We start from the raw sequence: 25,271 nt of genomic DNA on the forward strand, positions 1-25,271 counted from the left end.
GTTAAGCGGCTTGGGGGTTGGGCATGCTGGTGGCGCGACCTTTGTAGTCGGTCCAGCACTGGCGGGTGAAGTCGTACAGCTTGCAATCGCGCGCGGTTTGGAAGTACCAGCGCCATGAAAAACGCTGCACGATGATGCGCCCGGGCAACAGGTTTTCCAGTTTGGCCTGGGCTTGCTTGAGCTTGTACAAGGGGATGCTCATGTCCACATGGTGGGCGGTGTGCTCCATGATGTGGTGCATCAAGGCGCCAAACTGGAAGGGAAAGGTCAGGTGCACGGTGGTGGAGACAAAGGGCTGGGCCTTGGACCAGGCGCTGCGGTCGTCGTGCCAGGACACTTTGACGTGGGTGTGGTGCACATACACCACAAAACCGATCATGGCGCACCAGAACAAAAACGGCACCACGCCACCCATGAGCAGCACCAGGGGGATGGATTGGTCAAAGGCCACGGCCCCGCCGACCAAGCCGCCCAACCAGACCAGGGCAAAGGCGCTGACCAGCCAGCTGTCTTTGACGAAGATGGGGCGGCGGGTGGGCATTTCTTTGGCGGTGGGGAAAATCATTTTTTTCCACCAGATTTCGATCATGTAATAAAGACCCGGGGCCCAGCCGCTGCGGTAGATGCGGTCGAGCAAACGACCCATGGGGCTGAGTTGGGCAAATTCTTCTTGGGTGAGGGGGGCCCAGACAAAGTCAAAACCCTTGAGGTTGGTGTAGCCGTGGTGCACCACGTTGTGGCCAATGTCCCACAGGCTGTAGGTGGTGAGCGAGGGCAAGAAGGCAATGCGGCCGACCCATTTGTTCAGGCCCCGGTGCGGGGTCAGGCTTTGGTGGCATGCGTCGTGGCCGATGATGAACAAGCGCCCGATCATGAAGCCCGCCGCCACGGCACAGAGCAATTTGGCCCACCAATCGGTCAAGGCAACGGTTCCGAACATGAGGGCTGCCCAGATGCACAGGTCGATGACCAACAAGACCAAGGCCTTGACGGTGGTTTGTTCAGACAGCGGCACCAGCCATTCGCGGATGACTTTGCGGTGGGGCATGGGCTCGTGGGGCGCGATGGGCTGTTCGGTGGGGGTCATTTGGGTGGCGTGGGGACGCGGTAAAACATCTCAACATAGGCCTGATCTGTGTTTCAGGGTCAGGGCCAGGGTGCGGGCGATTCTACAAAACCCGCTTGGCGGTGTGGTCAGAGGGTCTTTGCCCGGGCGACAGGCCGGTGCCGGGTTCACGCCACGGTCATGGCTGCGTGTCAAAATGATAGCCATACCAACCAGGACTTTGAATGCCATACCGTTCGACCAAGATCGTTGCCACCCTCGGGCCGGCGTCCAACACCCCCCAAATTTTGGAAGAGATGATCCGCGCCGGGGTCAATGTGGTGCGGCTCAATTTCAGCCACGGCACCGCCCAAGACCACATTGACCGCGCCCTCATGGTGCGCGAGGCCGCCAAGCGCGCTGGGCGCGAGGTGGCCATCATGGCCGATTTGCAAGGGCCGAAGATTCGGGTGGGCAAGTTTGCCCAGGGCAAGGTGATGCTGGAGTCCGGGCAGCCGTTTGTGTTGGACGCTTCGCGCACCGAAATGGGCGACATCCACGGCGTGGGCCTGGACTACAAAGAGCTGCCGCGCGATGTGGTGGCTGGGGATGTGCTGCTGCTCAACGACGGCCTGATTGTGTTGACGGTGGACAAAGTGGTGGGCGAGCAGGTGCACACCACGGTGAAGATGGGCGGCGAGTTGTCCAACAACAAGGGCATCAATAAAAAGGGCGGTGGCTTGACCGCGCCGGCCTTGACGGGCAAAGACATGGACGACATCAAAACCGCCATGTCGTTCCAGGCCGATTATTTGGCAGTGAGTTTCCCCAAAAACGCCACCGACATGGAAATGGCGCGCCAGCTGGCCAATGTGGCGGCGGCCCAATACAAACACAAGCCGGGGCTGATCGCCAAAATTGAACGCGCCGAGGCGATTCCGCGCTTGGAAGAAATTTTGCGCGCCTCGGACGGCATCATGGTGGCGCGTGGCGACTTGGCGGTGGAGGTGGGCAACGCCACCGTGCCGGCCTTGCAAAAGCGCATGATCAAAATGGCCCGCGAGATGGACAAGGTGGTGATCACCGCGACCCAAATGATGGAGAGCATGATCACCAACCCGGTGCCGACCCGTGCCGAGGTGAGCGACGTGGCCAATGCGGTGCTGGACGGCACCGACGCGGTGATGCTGAGCGCCGAAACGGCGGCCGGCAAGTACCCGCTGGAGACGGTGATCGAGATGGCGCAAATTTGCTTGGCCGCCGAGTCGGCAGAGTCGGTGGAGCTGGACGCCGATTTCACCGGCAAAACCTTTTCGCGCATTGATCAAACCATTGCCATGGGGGCCTTGTTCACCGCCCACCACCTGGGGGCCAAGGCCATCGTGGCGCTGACCGAGTCGGGCTCGACCGTGCTGTGGATGAGCCGCCACCGCATCCACATCCCCATTTACGCGTTGACCACCCAACAAAGCACGCAGCGCAAGATGGCGCTGTACCGCAATGTGCGCCCCTTGCTGATGGACACCAGCGCCGACCGCGACACCGCCTTGGCCCAGGCCGAGGCGCACCTGAAGTCGCGCGGCATCATGCAAGCCGGCGATGTGTACGCCATCACCTGCGGTGAGCCCATGGGCTCGCCCGGCGGCACCAATATGTTGAAGATTTGCAAGGTGGCCTGAGCGCAACCCACCGTGGTGCGGGCCCCCTTGCCGGTGCGCTGTCCACCAGCGTGGCCCCAGCCCGCACTTGGCCCTGACCTAAAATCCAGCCCGAGCAACTGTCCCCCCATCAACCCCCCAAAGGAATATCCGTGGCTTTAGTTTCCATGCGCGAACTGTTGGACCATGCCGCCACGCACGGCTATGGCATCCCCGCCTTCAATGTCAACAACCTCGAACAAGTCCAAGCGGTGATGGCAGCGGCCGACGAAACCGGCGCACCGGTGATCTTGCAAGCCAGCGCCGGTGCACGCAAATATGCGGGCGAGCCCTTCATCAAGCACCTGATCCAAGCGGCGATTGAGGCCTATCCGCACATCCCGCTGGTGATGCACCAAGACCACGGGCAAAACCCGTCGGTGTGCGAAGGCGCGATCAAGCTGGGCTTTAGCTCGGTGATGATGGACGGCAGCTTAGAGGCCGATGGCAAAACCATTGCCAGTTACGAATACAACTTGCGCGTGACCCAAGAGGTGGTGGCGATGGCGCACAAGCTGGGCATCACCGTCGAGGGTGAACTCGGGTGCCTGGGTTCGCTGGAGACCATGAAGGGCGACAAAGAGGACGGCCACGGCACGGACGCCACCATGACGCGCGAGCAGTTGCTCACCGACCCCGAACAAGCGGCAGACTTTGTCAAGAAAACCCAGCTCGATGCCTTGGCCATCGCCATTGGCACCAGCCACGGCGCGTACAAGTTTTCGCGCAAGCCCACGGGCGACATTTTGGCGATCGACCGCATCCAGGCCATCCACAAGCGCATCCCCAACACCCATTTGGTCATGCACGGCTCGTCCAGCGTGCCGCAAGACCTGCTGGCCAAGATTCGCCAGTTTGGCGGCGACATGAAAGAAACCTACGGCGTGCCGGTGGAAGAGATCCAAAAGGCCATCAAATTTGGCGTGCGCAAGATCAACATCGACACCGACATCCGCTTGGCCATGACCGCCGCCGTGCGCCAGTTTTTGCACGAAAACCCGGAAAAATTTGACGCCCGCGAATGGCTCAAGCCGGCACGCGAGGCGGCCAAGCAAATTTGCAAAGAGCGCTACATCCAGTTTGGGTGCCAGGGCCAAGCCAGCAAATTCAAAGCCACGCCCATGCCCATGATCGCCGCCAAATACAGCCAAGGCTTGTTGGCGCAAATGGTGAATTGAGCCGCTTTGGGGCGGTCTATACACAAAAAATGTGTATAAAATAAGGGCTCCTTTCCCCAGGAGCCCGCATGGAAACCCGCACCAACATCGTTTTGGATGACGCCTTGGTCAACCAAGTCATGGCGCGCGCTGGCGTGAAAACCAAAAAAGCCGCCATCGAGGCCGCCCTCAAAGCCTATATCCGCAAGCCCGATTACAGCGCCATCATGGCCTTACGCGGCACCGGTGTGCTGGCCGACACCTACGACGCCAACGAGGCCTTTTCCCAAACGCCCATGCCGGTACAGCGCGTGGCCGAGCCAGCCCCTGCCAAACGCAAAGTTGCCAAAGCGTGAGTTCACCTGTATTGGTCGACACCTCGGCCTGGGTGGAGTACTTGCGTGCCACCGGGTCGGCGCAAGACATCGCACTGGGCCGCGCTTTGCAGTCTGAGGACGGCGTGCTCATGCCTGCGGTGGTGTTGCAAGAGTTGCTGCAAGGTGCGCGATCGCCGCACCATTACATGGCCCTGCAAAGCGCCTTGGAAACCGTGGACCTGTTCGAACCCCAAGACTGGGGCCACCTGCACGCCCAAGCGGGCTTGCTGTACGCCCGCTGCCGCTGGCAAGGCCTGCCGGTGCACAACCCCATCGACTGCGTGGTCGCCGCATGTGCCTTGGAAGCAGAATTGCCCCTGCTGGCGCGTGACGCTGACTTTGTGCACTTGCAACGCGTGGCGCCGCTACTGCAATTGGTATGACTGTTTCTACAAACTCAATATTTCCCCATGAACCCCACCTTGCACACCCACACCCTTGGCTCCCTCCCCCTGCTGGCGCGGGGCAAGGTGCGCGACAACTACGCGGTCGGCGAAGACCGCATCTTGATGGTGGCCTCCGACCGCATCAGTGCGTTTGATGTGGTGATGGGCGAGCCCATCCCCGGCAAAGGCGCGTTGCTCACGCAAATGGCGCTGTTTTGGTTTGACAAGCTGGGGCATATTTGCCCCAACCACCTCACGGGCGACGCGCCTGAGAGCGTGGTGAGCGACGCCGAAAAACCATATGTGACCCAGCGCTCGATGTTGGTGCGGCGCTTGAAACCCATCCCCGTGGAAGCCGTGGTGCGCGGTTATTTGGCAGGAAGCGGTTGGAAGGAATACCAAGAGAGCCAATCGGTGTGCGGCGTGCCCCTGCCTGCGGGCTTGAAAAACGCATCCCGCTTGCCCGAGCCCATCTTCACCCCCGCCGCCAAGGCCGAGGTGGGTGAGCACGACGAGAACATTTCTTTCGAGCAAACCGTGGCCATGATTGGCGCAGATTTGGCCGAGCGCATCCGCAGCATCAGCATCGCGCTGTACGAAACCGCGTATGACATCGCAGCGGCCAAAGGCATCATCATTGCCGACACCAAGTTTGAGTTTGGCCTGAGCCCCGAGGGCACGCTGGTGCTGATGGACGAGGTGCTGACCCCCGATTCATCCCGCTACTGGCCGGCAGACGCTTACCGCGAAGGCGCCAACCCACCGAGCTTTGACAAACAGTATTTGCGCGACTGGCTGGAAACCGCGCAGATGAACGGCGCGGCGTGGAACAAAACCGCGCCAGCGCCGGTGCTGCCCCAAGAGGTGATTTCGCTCACGGCGGACAAATACCAAGAGGCTTGGACGAGGTTGCGCGACTGATTTCTTCATTGCGAAGGGCGTAACCCTGAAGCAATCTAAAGGGTCTTAGAAGCCGTCAGGATGTGTAAACTCTTACACAAGGAGACCCACGTGGCCACAAATCTTGCATTGGACCCCGCACTTTTGGACAAAGCGGTTGCCGTCAGCGGCGAGCCCACCAAAAAGGCCGCCGTCACTTTGGCGCTCAAAGAATTCATTGCCCGGCGTGAGCAAAAAGGCGTGGCTGACTTGTTTGGCAAGTTGGAATGGGATGTCACTTACGATTACAAGGCGGAGCGTTCCCGGTCATGACGTTCCTCTGCTAGACATCAGCCTTCAATAGAACGTAACTGGCTGGCTTGAGGTTGGCCAGCGCAGCCTCCAAGGCGGGAATGAGCTTCAGCAAGTATGGCAACTCGTTTGAAACCGCGTCCAGCACCAACACGGCAACCGGCAAGTTAGAGGTGTTTTGTTGATACGAAAGATTCTTATCGACTGTTATGAAGGCATCGAACCCCGTGGCCGCAAGCGCGCGGGCACGCACTCGTCAAGCAGCAGGCGCATCGCTAGCCAGGCTCTCTCGGGCCGCTTCGAGCACAGCCACCGCGCGCTGGCGAGACACCGATGGGAAGTCTTCGAGGAAAGCCTCCAATGAAGACGAACCTTCAAGGTAGTCGAACAGGTTCTTCACAGGGACTCGGGTGCCCGTGAAGCAGAGCGCTCCGTGCATGATCTCTGGGTCTCTCTTGGTGAGTGATGCGTCCATGGTTACCTCCGGAGCTTGAAGTTTAGTCTTCAGGGCTTGAAACGTTGCGCATCCGAAGCGCAACAACCTCAGTTGAGCGCCATGCTCAGCTTGCGCCGGTAGCGCGAGAGCATTTCGGCATGCGGGTCTTCGATGGCGGCGGCTTTGCCGGTGAGTTCGATGCCACCGGCCGATTTGCCGGGCACGGGCGCATCGCCTTTGGCCTTGGGCGGGGTGAGCAACTCCAAGATGGCGACAAAGTGTTTGCGCGCGGCTTGGTCGGACCAGGCTTTGTCGCGCATGATGATCTCGAGCAACTCGTCCATGGCCTGGGTCCATTGGCCGGCGGCCATGAGCAAACGGGCTTTGGCCAAGCGGGTGTCGAAGTCGCGTTTGTTTTTCTCGATCACGGCGTCAAACTGCGCCAATTCCCACTGGCCGCGCTCGTCGGTGGTGGCAAACACCATGGCTTGCAGCCAGTGGTGCAGCGCGTCAAAGCGCAATTGCAAAGGGATTTGCGCCAGCGCCGGGGCCAGAGCGGCTTGGGCTGTTTCCAATTCGCCCATGGCGATGAGCAGCTTCACATAGTCAAAGCGGGCTTCGTCGTTGGCGGGGTTGACGGCCAAGGCCTCTTGTAGCTTGGCCAGGGCGGATGAGGTGTCGCCCTGGGCCAGCAGTTGCTCGGCCTCGCTCAGGTCTTCTTCGGCGATCAACTCGTCGGCGCTGGGCAAATGCTTGTCCAAAAACTCGCGCACCTTGCCCTCGGGCAGCGCGCCCATGAAGCCGTCGGCGGGTTTGCCATCTTTGAGCAAGACGCAGGTTGGGATGGAGCGGATGCCAAAAGCCTGAGAGATTTGCTGCTCGTCATCTGAATTGATCTTGACGAGTTTGAAGCGGCCGCCGTAATCGGCCTCAAGCTTTTCCAGCACGGGGCCGAGCGATTTGCACGGGCCGCACCAGGGCGCCCAAAAGTCGACCAACACAGGGATTTGGGACGAGGCTTGCAGCACCTCGGCTTCGAAATTTTCTACAGTCACATCAATCATGGGGGTGTCCGGGGTGAAACCTTAAAATTCAACATTGACCACACGCAGCTTGCCTGCCCTACAACATGACTCAACCGCACGTGGGCGTTGTCATGGGCTCCAGTTCAGACTGGGACACCATGCAACACGCAGCCCTGATTCTCCAGGAATTTGGCGTCGCCTTCGAAACCCGGGTGGTTTCGGCCCACCGCATGCCCGATGACATGTTTGCCTACGCCGAGGCCGCACACGGCCGGGGCCTGCGCGCCATCATCGCGGGTGCCGGTGGCGCAGCGCATTTGCCGGGGATGTTGGCGGCCAAAACCACGCTGCCGGTGCTGGGCGTGCCGGTGCCGAGCAAGCATTTGCAAGGCGTGGATTCGCTGCACAGCATTGTGCAAATGCCCAAGGGCATTCCGGTGGCCACCTTTGCCATTGGCCAGGCCGGTGCGGCAAATGCGGCCTTGTTTGCGGTGGCCATGTTGGCGCACGGCAACCCCGCTTTGACCCAGGCCTTGCAAGCATTTCGCCAACGCCAAACCGACGCAGCCCGGCAGATGACGCTGCCCCCGCTGGCGTGAGCCCACCACCCTTGCGCACCCCTGTGCCACCCGGGGCCATGCTGGGGGTGCTCGGCGGCGGTCAGTTGGGCCGCATGTGGGCGCATGCCGCGCAGACCCTGGGCTACCAAACTGCGGTGCTCGACCCGGACCCGCACAGCCCCGCCGGTTGGGTGAGCCACCTGCACCTGTGCGCCGATTACCTGGACCCGCAGGCCCTGGCGCAAATGGCCCAGCAGTGCGCGGCCATCACCACCGAATTTGAAAACGTGCCCGCCCAGGCCCTGGCGCAGTTGGCCCAGACCCGACCCGTGTCCCCCAGCGCGGCATCGGTGGCGGTGGCCCAAGACCGGGCGCAAGAAAAGGCCCATTTCACCCGCTGCGGCGTGCCGGTGGCACCGCATGCGGTGCTGACCCATGCCGCCGATGTGGCTGCGGTGAGCGAGGCTTTGCTGCCCGGCATCCTCAAAACCGCCCGCTTGGGCTACGACGGCAAAGGCCAAGCCCGGGTCGCCAACCGCGCAGAATTGTTGGCAGCTTGGCAGGCCATGCAAAGCGGTGACCCAGGCCATGCCACACCAAGCGCCACCGTGTGTGTGCTGGAAAAAATGCTGCCCCTGGCCGCCGAATGCTCGGTGGTTTTGGCGCGCGGACACGACGGCCAGGTGGTGCACTTGCCGGTGCAAGCCAACCTGCACCGCGATGGCATCTTGGCGGTGACCGAGGTGGGCGACGGCGCGCTCGATACCGCACTGGCAGACCAAGCCTTGGCCGCCGCCCGCGATGTGGCCCAAGGCCTGGATTACGTGGGTGTGTTGTGTGTGGAGTTTTTTGTGCTGCGCCCCGACGCACCCGGCGGCAAGGCCAGCTTGGTGGTCAACGAAATCGCGCCGCGCCCGCACAACAGCGGGCACCACAGCATCGACAGCTGCGACGTGTCGCAGTTTGACTTGCAGGTTCGCTGCATGGCGGGCTTGCCCTTAGTGCCGCCACGCGCCCACAGCGCGGCCGTGATGCTCAACCTCTTGGGTGACCTGTGGTGGCCTGGGGCTGAGCCCGCTGGTGTGCCTGACCAACAGGACAAGAAAACGCACCCAGCCACCGAATCAGCCCGAGAGCCCGATTGGGCCGCTGTGCTGGCCTTGCCCGGCGTGCACCTGCACCTGTATGGCAAAACCCAGCCGCGCCGGGGGCGCAAGATGGGCCACCTCACTTGCACCGCCGCCACCTTGGGTCAAGCCCGCGATGTGGCGCGGCAAGCGGCGCAGTGCCTGGGGCTGGCGCCGTGGTGAGCCGCGCATGATTTACCTCGGCACCGATGACCAGGCCGTGGCCTTGGCCGCCCAGCGCTTGCGCGACGGGGGATTGATCGGCCTGCCCACCGAGACGGTCTACGGCTTGGGGGCCGACGCCAACAACCCCGCTGCCGTGGCCCAGGTGTTTGCCGCCAAAGGCCGGCCCAGCGACCACCCGCTGATCGTGCATGTGTTGTCCATCGACCAAGTGGCTGTGTTTGCCGCCGAGGTGCCCGACTTTGCCCGCCGATTGATGGACGCCTTTTGGCCCGGGCCGCTGACCCTGATCTTGCCGCGCCGCGCTGGCGTGGCCGAGCACGCTGCGGGCGGGCAGGCCACGGTCGGCTTGCGCTGCCCTTCGCACCCGGTGGCGCGGGCGGTTTTGAAGCAGGCACTCACCTTGGGCGTGACAGGCGTGGCCGGACCCAGTGCCAACCGCTTTGGCCGCGTCAGCCCCACCACCGCCGCCCATGTGGTGCAAGAGTTGGGCAGCGATCTGCTGGTGCTCGATGGCGGCGCTTGTGCGGTGGGCATTGAGTCCACCATCATCGACTGCAGCCGAGGTGCACCGGTTTTGCTGCGCCCTGGCATGCTGGCGCTGGACGCGCTCAGCGCGGCCGCCGGGCAAACCGTGTGGCCCCAGGGCGGCTCGGATAACTCAGGTGTTCAGGTTTCTTTTGACGCAGCGGGCGCTCACCCTGCGCAGCCAGCTTTCGCCGCCGATGCGCCCCAGGCGGTGGCGGGCAAAGGTCTGGCCGCCCCTGCCCCCAAGGCCTCGGGCACCTTGGCCGCGCACTATGCACCGCGCGCCACGGTGCGCTTGCTCAGCATCGCGCACATGCAAGCCCGGTTGGATGCGGGCAACTTGCCACGGGGTTCGGGCGTGGCGATTTGGTCGCACCAACCGGTGCACGGGCCCGGCGTGCAGCACCACCCCATGCCCGAAAGAGCGGCCCAAGCCGCCCAGATGTTGTTTGCCTGGATGCGCCAATGCGACGACGCGGGCGTGGCCGAAATATGGGTTGAAAACCCACCGTCAGGACCGGATTGGGACGGTGTGCGCGACCGCTTGCAACGCGCTGCCGCTGCCGCCCAGGCGGGGGACAGCGACCTCCCCCAATATCGTTAAACTCTGGCTTTGCTTTCAGCACCGATTGCCACCATGAAACAGACCCACCGCTTCGCACGCTATTTGGCCTGCGTCGGCTTGATCGCCGGCACGCTCAGCCTGTGGGGCTGCGGCTCGGCCAGCACTTACGACCCCATCACCCCGACGCGCATCGTGGCGTTTGGCGATGCGCTGGTGGACGTGGGGCAAACGGGGCGGGTGGATGCGAACAACGCTGGCACCAAATACCGATTCACTGTAAACCAAGTTGAAACGGCCACGGCTTTTAATGTTGGGACCACATTCATTGAAGCAATCGCCAGTAATTTTGGCTTCGGGTCTGTCTCTTATGCCTTGGATAATTTGACCGCTGGCCGTTTACCCAGTAGCGGTGCCTATAGTTATGGCGAGTTTGGGGCTTTGGTGTCAGGTGCGGCCGCCTTTGGTGCGGGCACATCAGAACCGACTGACGGCACCTTGCAAGCTTCCGATGCCCGGGGTTGTCAAAAAGTGGCGGCCAGCAAAGCCACTCGCACGGCTGGAGCCGCCGCCAATGCGTATTGCGCATACAACCTGCAAGCCCAAATTGATTTGTTTTTGGCCCAAGGCACCCCCAGTTCCAATGACTTGTTTGTCATCTCGATCGGCACCGGGGACATCATGGCCACGGGCATCCAAGGCACAACCACCACCCCGTACGACGGCTTTGATGACTTGCGAACCTTGCTGGGCGGTACCTTGACCGCAACGCAAATCAATGCCCGCATGCAAACCGCTGCGGACGCCTTGGCCGCGCAGGTCAAGCGCCTGACCGATGCCGGCGCCAAATACGTGCTCATCGTGGGTCCGCCCAATGTGGGTCGCAGCCCCTGGGCGGCCGAGACCGGAAGTGCCACATTGCTGCAAAACCTGAGCTACAACACAGGCTCGGGCGTGACCTCCATGGGCTCTGAGGGCTTGGCGCGCATCCAAGCCACGTTTGGCAACAAGACCAACAACCCGGTGCTGTTTGTAGAGATCAGTGGTCTGGTCAACACCTTGACCGATGGCACCAACACCACTTTTGCCAACCGATCCAGTGCGGTGTGTGCGGCGACCACCAACACCGCCACCACCGTGATCGCCAAAAGCAATGGCACCGGCCTCAAACCCGCTGCCGCTGTGGGAACTGTGCCTGCGGGTCGTTTGTCAGCAGCCTTGTGCACCACCGCTACTGTTGGCGGCGTAAACACATCGACCTATGTCTACGCCGACGGCGTGAACTTCACACCTTCCATGCAAGGCCAGTTTTACAGCCAGGCTTTGGCGCGCATGCGCTTGGCCGCTTGGATCAACTGAGCTTTGTCAAACTTCTCACCAGCCATGCCACGTGTGGCGGTGGGCTCGCCGCTATCCCCACCTTCAACGCCTGACCCTGGATTTTTAGGCCCACGCGAGCAGGCTTAAGACCATCGCGTTTCACGGCTTGACTGGGCGATCGGCCTGCTTGGCGCTCCAGTCCACCAACACATCAAACAAGGCCCGGGCATTGGCGCCAGTGACGTGCGGGCTGTTGACCAGGGCCACGAGCACCCAGGTTTTGCCACCGGGGCTGTGCACAAAACCAGCCACCCCCGACACATCGCGCAAGCTGCCGGTTTTGAGGTGGGCGCTGGCTTGGGCGCGGCTGCGGCGCAAGGTGCCGTCTTGGCCGCTCAGGGGCAGCGAGGCCACCAACTCGGCCTGAAAGGGGCTGCGGTGCACCCACAGCAGCAAGCGCGCCAATCCCTGTGCAGAGCTGCGTTCTTCACGGCTCAGGCCCGAGCCGTTGTCCAGCACCGGCAAGGGCTCGCCCAAACGCTCGCGCCACCAGCGCAGCACCACTTCGCGCGAGGCCTCCAAACTGCCCACGCCACGCTGTTGCAAGCCCAGCGTTAAAAACAACTGCTGCGCCATCACGTTGTTGCTGAACTTGTTGATGTCGCGGATCAACTCGCCCAGTGGGGCCGATTCAAACTGGAACAAGGGGCGCAAATCCGGCGGTACCGTGCCGTCGCGCACCGTGCCGCTCAAGCCTTGGGGGCCCGCGACCAATTGCCACATCGCGGCCACGGCGCGGCGGCTGTGGCTGGCGGGGTCGGCATAGGCCAGGGGCCAAGCGCGCTCGCCGCAACTGGCCGGGTAGTTGCCGAGCAATCGAATGCGTTCGGCATCTTGAAAGTCGGCGCGCAAGCTGGCGCGGTAGTCGGTGCAGGGCCCGCTCGCCAAGGGCACGCTGGTGGTGTGGCTGACACCGGCCAGTGGGGGTTCGAGTTGGACATGGGCCACTTTGGCCGCGGCATCGGGCACAAAGCCCAGCACGATGGATTTGAAGTTGATCAGCAGCGCATCCGGCGCGGCGTTGTAAGGCCGCAGCGGCTCGCCGTCAAAGCTGGCCGGGTCGCGCGGGGCCAGCGCAAAGGCACTGCGGTCGAGCACGATGTCGCCTTGGATGCGCGCCACACCCTGCGCTTGCAAACGGCGCAGCAGCAGCCAAAGCCGCTCAACCACCAAGCGCGGATCGCCTTGACCGCGCAGGTAAACGTTGCCTTGCAACACACCGTCTTTGATCGGGCCATCAACATACACCGGCGTGTTCCAAGTGAAAGCCGGCCCCAGCAAATCCAGCGCGGCAGTGGTGGTGACCAACTTCATCAGCGAAGCCGGGTTGACGCTGACCTCGGGTCGGTGCTGCCAGATCGCGGATTCGGGCCGTTGCGGGTCGAGGATGACCACGCTCACGGCGTCGGCGGGGATTTTGAGGCGCTCCAGGGCTTGAGCCAATTCGGTCGGCCACGCGGTGTGCCCCTGTCGTGGCGCAGGGGTTCCGGTTTCAGTGGGGGGAGGTGGGGCCACCCGTGTGGTGGTTTGCGCTCCAGCACAGGTGTGCACACCCCAAGTCGCCACACAAAATGCAGAAAAAAGCATTTTCCAAACAGGGCCAGAATGATTGAGCATGCGCAGATTATCTGCGCCGGTGACAGCGACGGCAGAGAAGAGGTTTGACGAAAATTTCTGCCCGATGGGCGTTGGCGGCTTCACCCGGATAATCACCGCATGACACCAACACCCTTCGGCCTGGGCCGTTTGAGCCCTGCCCAAAAAGGCGCTGCGGCCGCGCTCACCACCATCGTGGTGTGGACATCGTTCATCATCATCTCGCGCGCCTCTGCCGCGCACACCTTGCAGCCGTTCGACTTGGCCTTGTTGCGCTACCTGGGTGCGGGCGTGGTGTTGCTGCCGTGGGGGCTGTGGTTGGTGGCGCGCCAACGTGGCCAACCCGGCATGGCGTCGAGCTTTGGCGGTTTTTCGCCCTTGCCCTTGGGCCTGAGCTTGGGGCTGGGCCTCACTGGCGGGGTGCTGTTTGGTTTGTTTTCGTTTTCGGCTTTTTTCTTGGCCCCGGCCGGCCATGCCTCGGTGTTTTTGACCGGCAGTTTGCCGCTGTGGTCGACCCTGGTGGCCTGGATTTGGTTGCATGAGCAAATTGGGGCCCGGCGGGCGCTGGGTTTGTTGCTGATCTTGGTGGGCGACGCAGTGGTGGGCTGGAACAGCCTGCGCCAAGCCTTTGATGGCAGCGGCGTGTGGCGCGGGGACCTGTGTTTCATGGCCACCGCTTTCAGTTGGGCTTGCTACAGCGTGATGCTCAAGCGCCACCAGGTCGACCCAGTGCGCGCCACCATCGCCACCACGGTGGTGGCCTTGGTCATTTTGGTGCCCGCCTATGCGCTGGCTTGGGCCTTGGGATGGATCACCTCGGCCCTGCCCCAAGCCTCGTGGTCAGAGATGGGTTTTCAGGCATTTTTCCAAGGGGCCATTTCGGTCGTGGTGTCAGGCATTTCTTTCAGCCAGATGGTGCGCCACTACGGCCCGGTGCGCACCAGCATGATCACCTCGGTGGTGCCGTCCACCTCGGCCATGTGCGCGGTGCTGATTTTGGGCGAGCCCCTGAACGCGCACTTGGTGGGCGGCTTGGTGTGCGTCACCTTGGGCATTTTGGCCGGCGTGTGGGCCGCCAAGCCGGCACCGGCCAAAGCCGCATGAAGCGCTTGGCCATAGAGACCAGCACCGAACAACTGTCGGTGGCCGTGTCGGCACGCGGTCAGGTGTGGTCGCACCAAGGCCCGGGTGGGGCCCAGGCCTCGACCGGTTTGCTGGCCGCCGTGCACCAGGTGCTGGCGCAAGCGGACTTGGCACTGAACGATATCGGTGTGATCGCCATGGGCCGTGGGCCGGGTTCGTTCACGGGCTTGCGCACCGCGTGTTCGGTGTCGCAAGGCCTGGCGTTTGGCTTGGGCGTGGGCATCTTGCCCATCGACACCTTGCTGGCGCTGGCCGAAGAGGGGCGCGACATCTGCGCGGCGGGCGGGTCCGAGGCCAAGCCTGGGTCTGAAGTGGCGGGCACCGTGCGGTTTTATGCGGTGATCGACGCCCGCATGGGCCAGCTCTACACCGCGGCTTACGAACACCGCGCTGGCCGTTGGCACACATTGCAAGCACCGGCGGTGCAAAACCCCGCCGACTGCGCGCTGCCCCTGGCCTGGTCGGGGCAGCCCGTGTGGGCGGTGGGCATGGCGCAGGGCTTGTTGCCCGACCTGGGCGGTGCTGCACTGACCTGGTTGCCAGCCCACCCCACGGCCAGTGCCTTGCTGCGCTTGGCCGACCAAGCCCAGGCCGAAGGCGCTGAGGTGCCGCCCGCCTTGGCCTTGCCGCTGTATTTGCGCGACAAGGTCGCCCAGACCAGCGCTGAGCGCGCCCAAGCCAAAGCCCACAGCGCGTCCACCTGACACCAGACCGGGCCCAGGCCCATGTCGGACAATGGCGCCATGTCTGCCCTCGCCCACACCTTGATGCACGCGCCTCCCGCATTGGCCCTGCGGCCCATGCTGGCGTCCGATCTGGACGCGGTGGTCTTGCTCGAGCAACAGGTCTACCCCCACCCCTGGACGCGGGGCAACTTTGCCGACGCCTTGGTCGCCGGTTACCACGCGCAGTGTTTGCACCATGGCGGCGATCTGTGCGCCTATGTGGTGGCCATGGCGGGTGTGCAAGAAGCGCACCTGCTCAACATCACCGTGGCGCGACACCTTCAAGGCCAAGGCCACGGGCACCACCTGTGGCAACACCTGTGCGCTTGGGCAGCCCAGCTGGGGGCCGAACGCATGTGGCTGGAGGTGCGCCGCAGCAATGCTGCCGCACGCGACATCTACACCCACTGGGGCTTTGAAACGGTGGGCGAGCGCAAAAACTACTACCCGGCCGGGCGCGGACAACGCGAAGATGCGGTGGTCATGGGGTTGACGCTGTGAGCCTGCACCTGGACGAGCGCCAACGCGCCATGCTCGCGGAGATGCACATCCGCGTGTGGCCATCACACAGCGCCGACACGATGTCCCAGGGTGGAGCACGACCACCGGACGCGCCATCTCCCCCGCACGCAGTGAAGTCCGTTGGGGCCCCAAGACCCAGCGCAACGACGGCCAAGGCGACAAGCGATTCACCCGAGGGGGCCGATGGCACGACCTTGCAGGCCCAGCGCGATCGGGTGGCCGATTTGGGCTGGGGTGCCTTGAAGGTGGCGGTGGGTGAATGCCAGGCCTGCGCCCTGGGCAGCACCCGCAGCCAAGTGGTCTGGGGCCAAGGCACACCCGAACCTGATCAAAGTGCGGGTGATGGGGCGATGGCCCCAGCGGACCTTGGCGTGGCGCAGGCCGATTGGTTGGTGGTGGTGGCCGCGCCCACTGCCGAAGACCAGGCCCAGGGATTGCCGATGGTGGGTGATCCGGGCCGATTGCTCGACAACATCTTGCGCGCCGTGGGCTTGCAGCGCGAGGGCTTGGGCCCCTTGGGCCATAGCGTTTTCATCACTTCTGCCCTCAAATGCGCGCCACCCCAAGAACGCAACCCGCAAGCCGCCGAGTTGGCCATGTGCGAGCCGCACCTGGCGCGGCAAATCGCCTTGTTGCGACCCAAGGTGATCGTGGCCATGGGCCTGGTGGCGGCGCAAAGCGTGTTGCGCCCAGATGCCGAGCGCATCGCTGGTTTGCCGCTGGGGCGTTTGCGCCAACAGGTGTGGCAGCACCAGGGCATACCCGTCGTGGTGACCTACCCCAGCGCGTATTTGATGCGCACCCCTGCCGACAAAGCCAAGGCCTGGGCCGACTGGTGCATGGCGCGCACCTTGGCCCTGGGGCATGCCGGGTAAATCCCTAGGCGGGCAGCGGGGGTTTTTCGACAACACTTGCCCTCTGTTTTGCAAGAGGGCGGTGCGACACGCACGGTCTTCATGCGCAGCCCCTGCCATGATTTTTTGTTTGCCATGACCCACCGCGTGACCCTTCACCCCAGCGCCAGCAGCTTTGACTGTGCGCCGGGCCAAGCCATTTTGAAAGCCGGCTTGGCCGCAGGCCTGCGCTTGCCCTTCAGTTGCCGCTCGGGCATGTGCCGCACCTGCAAGGGCCGGGTGGTGTCAGGTCAGGTGGACTTTGGTGACGCCCATGTGAAATACCTCTCGGAGGCCGAGCGCGCCCAAGGCCATGCCTTGTTGTGCTGCGCCACGCCCTTGAGCGACCTGGTGGTCGAGGTGGAAGAGATCGACCCCGATCGGCACCTCAGCCCGCAGCGCATGCCCGCACGGGTGCTGTCGTTTGACACACCCACACCCGATGTGCGCATCGTCACTGTGGGCTTGCCGGCCAACGAGCCAGTGCAGTTTCGCGCCGGCCAATTCATCGATGTGTTGCGCCCCGATGGCACGCGGCGCAGCTACTCCATCGCCACCATGCCCGAGGCCGCTGGGGTGCGCCAGCTCGAGCTGCACATCCGCCACATGCCCGGTGGCGTGTTCACCGACCATGTGTTTGGTGCCATGAAGCTGCGCGAAATTTGGCAAATCGAAATGCCCTTGGGCTCGTTTTATTTGCGCGAAGACAGCACGGCGCCCATGGTCATGCTGTGCTCGGGCACCGGTTTTGCGCCCATCCAAGCCATGGTCGCCGACAGTGTGGCGCGCGGCATCACCCGGCCCATCCACTTGTATTGGGGCGGTCGCCGCCGCGCAGACCTGTACCGTGCCGAGCAGGCCCAGGCCTGGGCCGAAGCGCATGCGCACATCCGCTTCACACCGGTACTGAGCGATGCCACCGACGCCGACGCTTGGTCTGGGCGAACCGGCTTGGTGCACCAAGCGGTGCTGCAAGACCACCCCGACTTGAGCGCCATGCAGGTGTATGCCTGTGGGGCCCCCGTGATGGTCGAGGCAGCGCGGCGCGATTTTGTGGCCCAAGCCCATTTGAGCGAAGCTCAGTTTTATGCCGACTCGTTTTTGAGCGCCGCTGACCAAGCGAGCAACGCCCCATGAAAGCCCCCACCCTAGACCCCAGGCCCAGGCCTGGCTGCGCAAGCGGCCCTGTTCAACCCTGCCCTCGTTTGATTTAACTGCCCATAGGAGACTTGCCCATGCTGCCCGACAACTGCACCGTTGTGCCCCAAGAACGCCAATCCGTCATCAAGCCTTATTGCATGAGCCACGGCACCTTGGAGGTCTACAGCCTCAAAGCCTCGCGGCGTTTTTACGAAGAATTTTTGGGCCTGGAATGCGTGCGCCATGGCAAGCCCGCCATGGTCATTCGCTTAGGCATGCGCTTCCATGTGGTGTGTGTCGAGGTGGGTGACCAAATCCACCCCTGCAGCTTGCTCAACCACTGGGGCGTGGACGTGGCCACCCGCGCCGAAGTTGACGAAGCCCATGCCAAGGCCTTGGCCCACAAAGACAAATACAAAATCCGCCAGGTCTTGCCGGTGCAAGAGATGCACGGCGTCTACAGCTTCTACCTCGAAGACCTGGACCACAACTGGTGGGAAGTCCAACACTACGCCAACGGCTTTCAGCATGACGACTTCTTTGACTTTGGCGACCGCTTCACCATGGAAGAAGAGGGTGACGCCGCCAACCTGGAAGAGCTCAAAAACTGATTCAGTCATCGGTCGATTCATTCCAACCATTCTTACGGAGATCAACATGTTCAAACCTTTTCAACGCTGGGGCGCCGCCTTGGCTGGCGCTGCCAGCTTGTGCGCTGCCATGTGGGCCGCGCCGGCCATGGCCCAAACCACACCCATCAAAGTGGGTGGCTCACTGGCGCTCACGGGCCCCTTGAGTGCCTCGGCGGTGATGCAAAAAATCGCTGGCGAGATTTACCTGGAACAACTCAACAAGCGCGGTGGTTGGATGGGCCGCCCGGTGGAGTGGGTGCTCAAAGACGACCAGTCCAAGCCCGATGTGGCGCGCACCTTGTACGAGCAGTTGGTCACCGTGGACAAGGTCGACTTGCTGATGGGCCCTTACGCCACGCCCAATATTTTGTCGGCCATGGGCATTGCCCAGCGCTACAGCAAATTGCTGTTGCACAACACCTTTGGCCTGCCCGCCTTGGCCAAATACGACATGTTGTTTTCGGTGGGCGGCCAAGCCTACGAGATCGAGAGCACCTGGCCCAATTTGGTGTTCGATGCCGTAGCCTCTGGCGCCAAAGCGCCCAAAACCGTGGCCGTGCTGACCAGCAAATTTGCCTCGGTGAACTTTGTCACCCAGGGCGCGCGTGAGGCCATGAAAAAGCGGGGCTTGACCGAGGCCGTCTACCTGGAGTGGGAGTTCGGCAACCGCGACTTCGGTGCCATTGCAGCCCGGGTGAAAGAAGCCAAGGCCGATATGGTGTGGGTCGGCGGCGTGGGCCTGGACGGCAACTTGTTGCTCGACGCGATGAAAAAAATCGACTATGTGCCGCCGCAGTTCTTCATTGCCTTCCCGGCATCTGGCCCCATGCTCAAGTCGCCCGATGGCAAGGGCGTGCTGGCGCTCACCGTGTTTGAAGAGCACCCGCCCTTCACCACCAACCCTGTCGCTGCCGAGTTTGTGAAACAGTTCAACGAGCGCGCAGCCAAGGCCAACTTGCCCGACACCTCGGTGGAGTTGTTCTCGTCTGTGGCCTATGCCACTTGGCAGGTGCTGGATGCGGCGGTCACCGCCACCAAAAGCCTGGACGACAAAACCTTGGCCGCTTGGCTGAAAAAGAACCAGGTCGACACCATCATCGGCAAGGTGCGCTGGGACGGCACCAACAACTTCATGAAGGGCTCCGATTTGTACCGCGTCAAGCAGGTGCAAAACGGCAAGTGGGTGGTGGTGTGGCCGCGCGACTCGGCCGCACCGGGCGCCAAACTGATTTCGCCTTGAGGCTTGCCCACCCGATGGGTGGGGTCCCCCAACACCATTTCTTCACTTCAATTTAAATCGAGAAATCCATGATGAAATTCTTTCGCCCCATTCTGGCCGCGCTGCTGTTTTGCATCAGTGGCCTGAGCCTTGCGCAAAACCTCAAGCCCGTCAACCTCATCGTCTTCCCTGGCGGCTTCAATTGGCCCGTTTGGGTCGCACAAGACAAGGGTTTGTTCACCCGCCAAGGCTTGGATGTGAAGGTCACGCCCACGCCCAACTCCACCTTTCAGCTCACCGGTTTGATCGAAGGCAAGTTTGACATTGCCATGACCGCCATTGACAACCTGATAGCCTACCGCGAAGGCCAAGGCGCCGCCTTGGGCCCAGATTTGTTTGCCTTCATGGGCGGCGACACCGGCTTTTTGCGCTTGGTCACCGTCCCCGAGGTCAAGACCTATGCGGATTTGCGCGGCAAAGAGGTGTCGGTGGATGCCTTGACCACCGGCTATGCCTTTGTGTTGCTCGACATGTTGGAGCGCAATGGCTTGGTCAAAGACCGCGACTACACCACCCCTGCCGCCGGCGGTGTGTTGCAGCGTTATCAGTCATTGATGGACAAAAAGCACGCGGGCACTTTGTTGATTTCGCCTTTTGAAGTCACCGCTCAAGCGCGTGGTTTCAATGTGTTGGGCAGCGGCATCGACGTGTTGGGCAAGTACCAGGGCCTGGTGGGCGGCGCGCGCAAGTCGTGGGCCGAAGCCAACCGCGACAGTGTGGTGGCCTACATTGCCGCGTTTTCACAAGCTGTGGATTGGCTCTATGACCCCGCCAACAAGGAAGAAGCGATTGGCATTTTTCTGAAAAATCAAAACAATTCCACACGCCAAGCGGCAGAGACCTCTTATGGTGTGTTGCTGTCACCCAAAGAAGGGTTTCAGAAAAAAGCCCAAATCGACATGGAAGGGGTCCGCACTGCGCTGCTGCTGCGCTCCAAATATGGCCTGCCCAAAAAGGTGTTGACCGACCCCACGCCCTATTACGACGCAAGTTTTCACACCGAAGCCATGAAACGCGCCCGTTAAAACCAGCGCCATTCGCATGAAAACCACCTATAAATTGCTGAGCTACAGCGCCAACAAACTGCCCCGCGCGGGTGTGTTGGTGGGCGACACCGTGTACGACGCCCAAAAAGCCACTGGCGTGGCCGCCCACGCCAATATGCTGGGGCTGTTGGCCGATTGGGCTGCCGCCAAGAAAGCCTTGGCCGCTTTTGAAGCCAAGGTGCATGTGGGCAAAACCCGCATCCAAGGCACACCGCTGAAAAAAACCAAATTGCTCGCGCCAGTGCTCTACCCAGGGCAAATTTATTGCGCAGGGGCCAACTACACCGACCACATGCAAGAGATGGCGCGGGTGCTCAACCAGCCCCAAGGCCCATCGATGAAAGAGATGGGCGAGCTGCCCTGGCACTTCATCAAAACCGGTGCGTCATCGGTGGTGGGGCCGGGTGCCAAGGTGAAGATGCCGGCCGGTTCCAAGATGGTCGATTGGGAGATCGAGTTGGTCGCCGTGATCGGCAAGACCGCCAAAAACGTTCCCGTGAACAAAGCCTTGTCTTATGTGGCGGGCTACACCATTGCCGACGACTTGTCGGCGCGCGACTTCATGAAGCGCGACAAAATCCCCCAGTCCATGCCGTTTCACATCGACTGGATTGGGCAAAAGTGTTTTGATGGTGCCTGCCCGCTGGGTCCGTGGATCGTGCCCAGCGAGCAAATCAAAAACCCGCACCAACTCGCGCTCAAGCTGTGGCTCAACGGCGAGCTGATGCAAGACTCGCACACCAGCCAACTGATCTTTGATGTGGCCGAGCAAATCGCGGGCTTGTCATCGCGCGTCACCTTGCACCCTGGCGACCTCATCCTCACTGGCACCCCCGCCGGCGTGGGCATGGGCCGGCGCTTGTTCTTGAAGCCCGGCGACCAAATCAAGATGTGGATTGAGGACATTGGTGAGTTGAGCCACAGCATGGTTTAAACGGTGCGCCCTGGGCACTGGCCAGCGCTTGGTGCGCAACCCGCGCGCCAGGTGGGCTTTGACTCAAGGGTTGCATCGGTCACACCGCGATGGGTCGGTGCTGCGGGCCTGGGCCAAAACCACCTCTTGGCAATGCTGGCAGTGCGCGCAACGCCACACCGCATGGGTGGCCATGCGCGTGGGCCGCCCACACGCCGCACAAGGCAAGCCCGAGCGGTGTGACACCACTTGATAGCCCGGGCTGTGGCATTGGGGACAGTCTTGGCTGATTTTTTGCACCAGATCTTGCGCGGCGCGTTCAATCATAGCCATGCGGGTGGGGTTGCCAAATGCGCGCAACTCACTTTCGGCATGCACTTGCCGCTGCGCCGACAGGCCGTGGCAAAGATGAAATGCGTGCGCCAAAGCCTCCCAACTGTCCACGCCTTTGATCACCCGTTGATCGTGGGCGTTGTCGGGCCGCAGGCACAACTGGTGCGCCGGAAAACCATGTTGGTGCGCAAATGAAAGCAAGCTGGGCCAATCGTTGGCCGTGATCTGGTGGTTGTGCGCTGGGCCTTGCGCCGTGCCCACCACTTCCCAGCCATGGGTGTGGTCGATGAACACCAGGATTTCGACATTCCACGGCAACAAGCCTGACCATGGATCGGTATTGAACGTACCTTCGCTGGCCAAACCCAATGATGTGCGGGCCAAGCCCATGCCCACCTCGGCCTTGCGCCGACAGGTGTCCAAGGCACTGGTCAAGCGGGGTATCTCGCGGCTGAAGCTGCCCAGGCTGTCGGTATCAAAACCGTCGACCCGACACACCTGGCAGCCCAAGGCCTGCGCCAACACCGGCGCAATCACCCGCTCTTTGCCGTGCATGGTCAAAAAGCTCACCGTTTGTTGTTGATAGCGCATGGTCATCAACCCAAAGCCCAGTGGGCCCACTCGACATACAAAGGAATCCCCAACAAGATGTTGAACGGGAAGGTCAGGCCCAAGGACAGGCCCAGGTAAATCGCCGGGTTGGCCTGCGGCATGGCATGGCGCAGCACCGCAGGCACCACAATGTAAGAGGCACTGGCCGAGAGCACCATCAGCAGCACCGCATCGGGCACCGGCACATCCAACGCAGCGGCCAAGGCCAGTGCGATGCCTGCATGCATTAATGGACCCACCAAAGCATAAGCCCACAACAGCACAGGCGCTTGGCGCGCATGGCTGAAGTTTTTGGCCACCTGCACGCCCATGTCGAGCAGAAAAAACGCCAACATGCCTTTGAACAAATCACCGCTGAAGGGCTGCATGATCGCTTGGCCGGTTTCGCCGCTGACAAAGCCAATCAACAAAGCACCCAGCAGCAGCATTTGCGCGCCTTCGGTGAAACATTCACGCAGCCAGTGCCCCCAGCCTTGCGTGCCCAAGCCCTGGGGTGTTGCCAGGGCGGGGCTGGAGTGCGGCGTGGCCTGCGCCTGCGCCTGCGTGGCTGGTTGGTGCGCGATGCGCCGCGCCCAAATCAGGGCCAACAAAATGGCCGGCGTTTCCATCAGCACCATCGCCGCCGCCATGTGCCCGCCAAATGCCATGCCTTGGGCATCCAGGTATTGGGTGGCGGTGACAAAGGTGACTGCGCTGACCGAGCCATAGGCCGCCGCCACGGCAGCGGCATTGAGCGGGTCGGTGATGCGGCGCAACACCGCATAGCCCATCATGGGCACCACAAAAGCCATGGCCACACAAGCCAGCAGGGGCACCACCACCGATGCATCTAAGCCAGATTTGTCGAGCGCGAAACCGCCTTTGAGCCCCACCGCCATCAACAGGTACAAGGCCAAAAATTTGGCAATCGGCGGAGGAATCTCCAAGTTGGATTTGACGCTGCCGGCCAAGATGCCGAGCAAAAAAAACATGATGGCGGGGTCGAGCAGGCTGTGCATGAAGAGCGTTCAAGGTGAAAACCCGCTCATGCTAGGCGCTGGTGCTGCATTAGTAAAATTGATTTTTATACACTTTCACATCATATTTATCTTATGAATATCAGCTTCAAGCAATTGCGTTTGTGGCGCGCCTTGGCCGATACCGGCAGCGTGGGCGCGGCCGCCGCAGCGACCCATGTCACCCAGCCCACGGCGTCGATGCAATTGAAAGAAATCACCCAAGCCGTGGGCGTGCCTTTGTATGAGGTGATTTCACGCCAAGTGCACCTGACGCAAGCGGGGGAAGCCTTGGCCCAAACAGCGCGTGCCATCTCGGCCGAGTGGGAGTCGTTTGAGCAACACATGTCTGCGCTCAAGGGGCATCAAACCGGTCGCCTGCGCTTGTCCATGGTCAGCACGGCCAAGTATTTCGTGCCGCGCCAGGTGGGCAGTTTTTGTGCGCTTTATCCAGATGTTGAAGTGTCACTGGAAGTGCTGAACCGCGATGGGGTGGTGGCGCGTTTGCGCGACAACATGGACGACTTGTACATCATGTCCATGCCACCGGCCGACATGGCCTTGCAAGACCAGGTGTTTCGACCGAATCCATTGGTCGTGATTGCCGCCAAATCCCACCCCTGGCGGCATTTGACGACCTTGAGCTTGTCATCGCTCAAAACAGAAAAATTCATTCTGCGTGAAAAGGGCTCGGGGACGCGCATGGCGGTGGATCGGCATTTCAAAAAAAACCGATTCGAGCCGATGGTGCGCATGGCCTTGGGCAGCAACGAGGCGATCAAAGAGGCGGTGGCCGGCGGCTTGGGTTTGTCGGTCATCTCCAGCCACGCCTTGGGCGCCAAGCCGCAAAGCCAGGGTTTGGTGGTGTTGAATGTGCGGGGGTTTCCCCTGCATTCGCAATGGCATTTGGTGTGCCCCAAGGCCAAGCGTCTGTCACCGGTGGCCTTGGCATTTCAAGCGCATTTGATGCAAGACGCATCTGCTTAAGACCCGGCCTTGAAGGCCACGCAGGCGACTTTCAGATCAGCACGCTGCGCAGGTCTTTCGCGTGGGGCAGCATCTCATGGTGTTGCTGGGCCATTTGCTCGGCGCCGATCAAATGCTGCCAGCCAAAACCCACTTGCCGGTCGGTGGCCGAGACCTTGGGGGCGAAGGCGAGTTTGCGCTGGATAAAGCGCTCGTTCCACGGCGAAAACCCATACCACAGCACATAGGCCCCGTCTTGGATTTCACCCACCAAAGGCAGTTGCGTCTGGTGTCGCCCCACCGAATAAGCCCCAATGGTGGCGCAGTGGTAGAGACGGCTGCGCATGGCCCGGGTGTACCAGGGCAGGCCCACGCGGGCATGGTCGAACTGGCGCTCTAAAAAACCGTGGTGCTTTTGGGCGTAGAGCGGCAGCGCCGGGTCGGGCACGCGATCGGGCTCGACATCGACCATCACCGCACCATGCAGCCGCACGCCCTGAAAACCGGCCTTGGCCACATCACGCTCCAAAGCGGGCAGGTCGGCGCAGACCAAAAACTCCGACACATTCAAAGCGATTTTCCAGCCCGGGTGCAAGCGTTCATGGTGCATGACCTCAAAGTCCACCATCAGGGCGTCAAAGCTGGGGTTGAATGTGTCCACCACCTCCCAATGCGGCACCAAGGCTTTGCAAATGGCCACCGAGTCGTCGCTGGAGCCGTGGTTGATCAACACCCCGTGGTCAAACATCGGTGCATGGTGTTGCAGCCACCAGGGCAGCATATAGGCTTCGTTGTAGAAGTGGGTGATGACGGTGCGCATGG

27 protein-coding genes are annotated in these 25,271 nt (G+C 62.0%); 20 read left to right on the forward strand and 7 right to left on the reverse strand.

The window, feature by feature from the left end; translation table 11 throughout:
• Window position 1: 1 nt before the first annotated feature.
• Entirely contained in the window at window positions 2-1,087 is a 1,086-nt protein-coding gene (locus AC8GFZ_RS12390; protein WP_506645208.1) for a fatty acid desaturase, read from the reverse strand.
• Between the two features lie 203 nt (window positions 1,088-1,290).
• Here AC8GFZ_RS12390 and pyk point away from each other — a divergent pair, with 203 nt between their 5' ends.
• The 6 genes from pyk (at window position 1,291) to AC8GFZ_RS12420 (ending at window position 5,874) form a co-directional block, all read left to right on the forward strand.
• Complete coding sequence (pyk, locus tag AC8GFZ_RS12395) at window positions 1,291-2,724, forward strand: pyruvate kinase (protein ID WP_506645209.1); 1,434 nt, start codon at window positions 1,291-1,293, stop codon at window positions 2,722-2,724.
• A 131-nt stretch (window positions 2,725-2,855) separates the two neighbouring features.
• Window positions 2,856-3,920, forward strand: coding sequence for a class II fructose-bisphosphate aldolase (fba, locus tag AC8GFZ_RS12400; RefSeq protein ID WP_506645210.1), 1,065 nt, complete (start codon window positions 2,856-2,858; stop codon window positions 3,918-3,920).
• A 68-nt stretch (window positions 3,921-3,988) separates the two neighbouring features.
• The gene (locus tag AC8GFZ_RS12405; protein ID WP_506645211.1) at window positions 3,989-4,255 is read left to right on the forward strand and encodes a type II toxin-antitoxin system VapB family antitoxin; all 267 of its coding nucleotides are present in this window, start codon (window positions 3,989-3,991) and stop codon (window positions 4,253-4,255) included.
• Window positions 4,252-4,659 (forward strand): type II toxin-antitoxin system VapC family toxin, encoded by a 408-nt coding sequence (gene vapC, locus AC8GFZ_RS12410; protein ID WP_506645212.1) that lies wholly within the window; start codon window positions 4,252-4,254, stop codon window positions 4,657-4,659. Before AC8GFZ_RS12405 ends, vapC begins: the two co-directional genes overlap by 4 nt.
• Window positions 4,660-4,686: 27 nt before the next feature.
• Entirely contained in the window at window positions 4,687-5,583 is an 897-nt protein-coding gene (locus AC8GFZ_RS12415; RefSeq protein WP_506645213.1) for a phosphoribosylaminoimidazolesuccinocarboxamide synthase, read from the forward strand.
• 90 nt (window positions 5,584-5,673) lie between these two features.
• Entirely contained in the window at window positions 5,674-5,874 is a 201-nt protein-coding gene (locus AC8GFZ_RS12420; RefSeq protein WP_506645214.1) for a type II toxin-antitoxin system VapB family antitoxin, read from the forward strand.
• Window positions 5,875-6,109: 235 nt separating this feature from the next.
• On the opposite strand, the gene AC8GFZ_RS12425 is transcribed toward AC8GFZ_RS12420, so the two are convergent.
• Window positions 6,110-6,328, reverse strand: a complete 219-nt coding sequence (locus AC8GFZ_RS12425) for a DUF433 domain-containing protein (protein WP_506645215.1) — start codon at window positions 6,326-6,328, stop codon at window positions 6,110-6,112.
• A gap of 68 nt (window positions 6,329-6,396) precedes the next feature.
• Window positions 6,397-7,353, reverse strand: coding sequence for a thioredoxin (trxA, locus tag AC8GFZ_RS12430; protein ID WP_506645216.1), 957 nt, complete (start codon window positions 7,351-7,353; stop codon window positions 6,397-6,399).
• A 65-nt stretch (window positions 7,354-7,418) separates the two neighbouring features.
• Here trxA and purE point away from each other — a divergent pair, with 65 nt between their 5' ends.
• Genes purE through AC8GFZ_RS12450 form a run of 4 tightly spaced genes read left to right on the forward strand, consistent with a single transcriptional unit; the run spans window position 7,419 to window position 11,633 of the window.
• Complete coding sequence (purE, locus tag AC8GFZ_RS12435; RefSeq protein WP_506645217.1) at window positions 7,419-7,913, forward strand: 5-(carboxyamino)imidazole ribonucleotide mutase; 495 nt, start codon at window positions 7,419-7,421, stop codon at window positions 7,911-7,913.
• 38 nt (window positions 7,914-7,951) lie between these two features.
• Window positions 7,952-9,184: a 5-(carboxyamino)imidazole ribonucleotide synthase gene (locus tag AC8GFZ_RS12440; RefSeq protein WP_506645335.1), complete on the forward strand. Its 1,233-nt coding sequence runs from the start codon at window positions 7,952-7,954 to the stop codon at window positions 9,182-9,184.
• 7 nt (window positions 9,185-9,191) lie between these two features.
• Entirely contained in the window at window positions 9,192-10,316 is a 1,125-nt protein-coding gene (locus AC8GFZ_RS12445) for an L-threonylcarbamoyladenylate synthase (protein WP_506645218.1), read from the forward strand.
• A gap of 33 nt (window positions 10,317-10,349) precedes the next feature.
• Entirely contained in the window at window positions 10,350-11,633 is a 1,284-nt protein-coding gene (locus AC8GFZ_RS12450; RefSeq protein ID WP_506645219.1) for a hypothetical protein, read from the forward strand.
• A 120-nt stretch (window positions 11,634-11,753) separates the two neighbouring features.
• Here the strand turns inward: AC8GFZ_RS12450 and dacB are convergent, their stop codons facing one another.
• Entirely contained in the window at window positions 11,754-13,241 is a 1,488-nt protein-coding gene (dacB, locus tag AC8GFZ_RS12455) for a D-alanyl-D-alanine carboxypeptidase/D-alanyl-D-alanine endopeptidase (RefSeq protein ID WP_506645220.1), read from the reverse strand.
• A 129-nt stretch (window positions 13,242-13,370) separates the two neighbouring features.
• Here dacB and AC8GFZ_RS12460 point away from each other — a divergent pair, with 129 nt between their 5' ends.
• The 9 genes from AC8GFZ_RS12460 to AC8GFZ_RS12500 all read left to right on the forward strand — a co-directional run bounded on the left by AC8GFZ_RS12460 (window position 13,371) and on the right by AC8GFZ_RS12500 (window position 21,564).
• Entirely contained in the window at window positions 13,371-14,354 is a 984-nt protein-coding gene (locus AC8GFZ_RS12460; RefSeq protein ID WP_506645221.1) for a DMT family transporter, read from the forward strand.
• A complete protein-coding gene (tsaB, locus tag AC8GFZ_RS12465) occupies window positions 14,351-15,097 on the forward strand; it encodes a tRNA (adenosine(37)-N6)-threonylcarbamoyltransferase complex dimerization subunit type 1 TsaB (RefSeq protein WP_506645222.1) in 747 nt (248 codons plus the stop codon). Before AC8GFZ_RS12460 ends, tsaB begins: the two co-directional genes overlap by 4 nt.
• 39 nt (window positions 15,098-15,136) lie before the next feature.
• Window positions 15,137-15,619 carry a ribosomal protein S18-alanine N-acetyltransferase gene (gene rimI, locus AC8GFZ_RS12470; RefSeq protein ID WP_506645223.1) on the forward strand — a complete coding sequence of 161 codons (483 nt, stop codon included), beginning with the start codon at window positions 15,137-15,139 and terminating at the stop codon, window positions 15,617-15,619.
• Entirely contained in the window at window positions 15,616-16,515 is a 900-nt protein-coding gene (locus AC8GFZ_RS12475) for a uracil-DNA glycosylase (RefSeq protein WP_506645224.1), read from the forward strand. Before rimI ends, AC8GFZ_RS12475 begins: the two co-directional genes overlap by 4 nt.
• A gap of 114 nt (window positions 16,516-16,629) precedes the next feature.
• Window positions 16,630-17,670 carry a CDP-6-deoxy-delta-3,4-glucoseen reductase gene (locus AC8GFZ_RS12480; protein WP_506645336.1) on the forward strand — a complete coding sequence of 347 codons (1,041 nt, stop codon included), beginning with the start codon at window positions 16,630-16,632 and terminating at the stop codon, window positions 17,668-17,670.
• Window positions 17,671-17,768: 98 nt separating this feature from the next.
• Window positions 17,769-18,284 carry a VOC family protein gene (locus AC8GFZ_RS12485; protein ID WP_506645225.1) on the forward strand — a complete coding sequence of 172 codons (516 nt, stop codon included), beginning with the start codon at window positions 17,769-17,771 and terminating at the stop codon, window positions 18,282-18,284.
• Window positions 18,285-18,330: 46 nt separating this feature from the next.
• The gene (locus AC8GFZ_RS12490; RefSeq protein WP_506645226.1) at window positions 18,331-19,545 is read left to right on the forward strand and encodes an amino acid ABC transporter substrate-binding protein; all 1,215 of its coding nucleotides are present in this window, start codon (window positions 18,331-18,333) and stop codon (window positions 19,543-19,545) included.
• 71 nt (window positions 19,546-19,616) lie between these two features.
• Window positions 19,617-20,609 carry an ABC transporter substrate-binding protein gene (locus tag AC8GFZ_RS12495; RefSeq protein ID WP_506645227.1) on the forward strand — a complete coding sequence of 331 codons (993 nt, stop codon included), beginning with the start codon at window positions 19,617-19,619 and terminating at the stop codon, window positions 20,607-20,609.
• Between the two features lie 16 nt (window positions 20,610-20,625).
• Entirely contained in the window at window positions 20,626-21,564 is a 939-nt protein-coding gene (locus tag AC8GFZ_RS12500) for a fumarylacetoacetate hydrolase family protein (protein WP_506645228.1), read from the forward strand.
• A gap of 63 nt (window positions 21,565-21,627) precedes the next feature.
• On the opposite strand, the gene AC8GFZ_RS12505 is transcribed toward AC8GFZ_RS12500, so the two are convergent.
• On the reverse strand, window positions 21,628-22,467 hold the full coding sequence (locus AC8GFZ_RS12505) for a DUF6671 family protein (RefSeq protein ID WP_506645229.1): 840 nt from the start codon (window positions 22,465-22,467) through the stop codon (window positions 21,628-21,630).
• Window positions 22,468-22,472: 5 nt separating this feature from the next.
• The gene (locus AC8GFZ_RS12510) at window positions 22,473-23,486 is read right to left on the reverse strand and encodes a sodium-dependent bicarbonate transport family permease (protein ID WP_506645230.1); all 1,014 of its coding nucleotides are present in this window, start codon (window positions 23,484-23,486) and stop codon (window positions 22,473-22,475) included.
• Window positions 23,487-23,579: 93 nt separating this feature from the next.
• Between AC8GFZ_RS12510 and AC8GFZ_RS12515 the strand changes: the two genes are divergently transcribed.
• Complete coding sequence (locus AC8GFZ_RS12515; protein ID WP_506645231.1) at window positions 23,580-24,470, forward strand: LysR family transcriptional regulator; 891 nt, start codon at window positions 23,580-23,582, stop codon at window positions 24,468-24,470.
• Window positions 24,471-24,501: 31 nt separating this feature from the next.
• Here the strand turns inward: AC8GFZ_RS12515 and AC8GFZ_RS12520 are convergent, their stop codons facing one another.
• Window positions 24,502-25,269 carry a glycosyltransferase family 2 protein gene (locus AC8GFZ_RS12520; protein WP_506645232.1) on the reverse strand — a complete coding sequence of 256 codons (768 nt, stop codon included), beginning with the start codon at window positions 25,267-25,269 and terminating at the stop codon, window positions 24,502-24,504.
• Window positions 25,270-25,271: the final 2 nt, after the last annotated feature.

The sequence above is a fragment of the Limnohabitans rimovensis (SeqCode) genome (assembly GCF_965234775.1).
GTDB lineage: Bacteria > Pseudomonadota > Gammaproteobacteria > Burkholderiales > Burkholderiaceae_C > Limnohabitans > Limnohabitans rimovensis.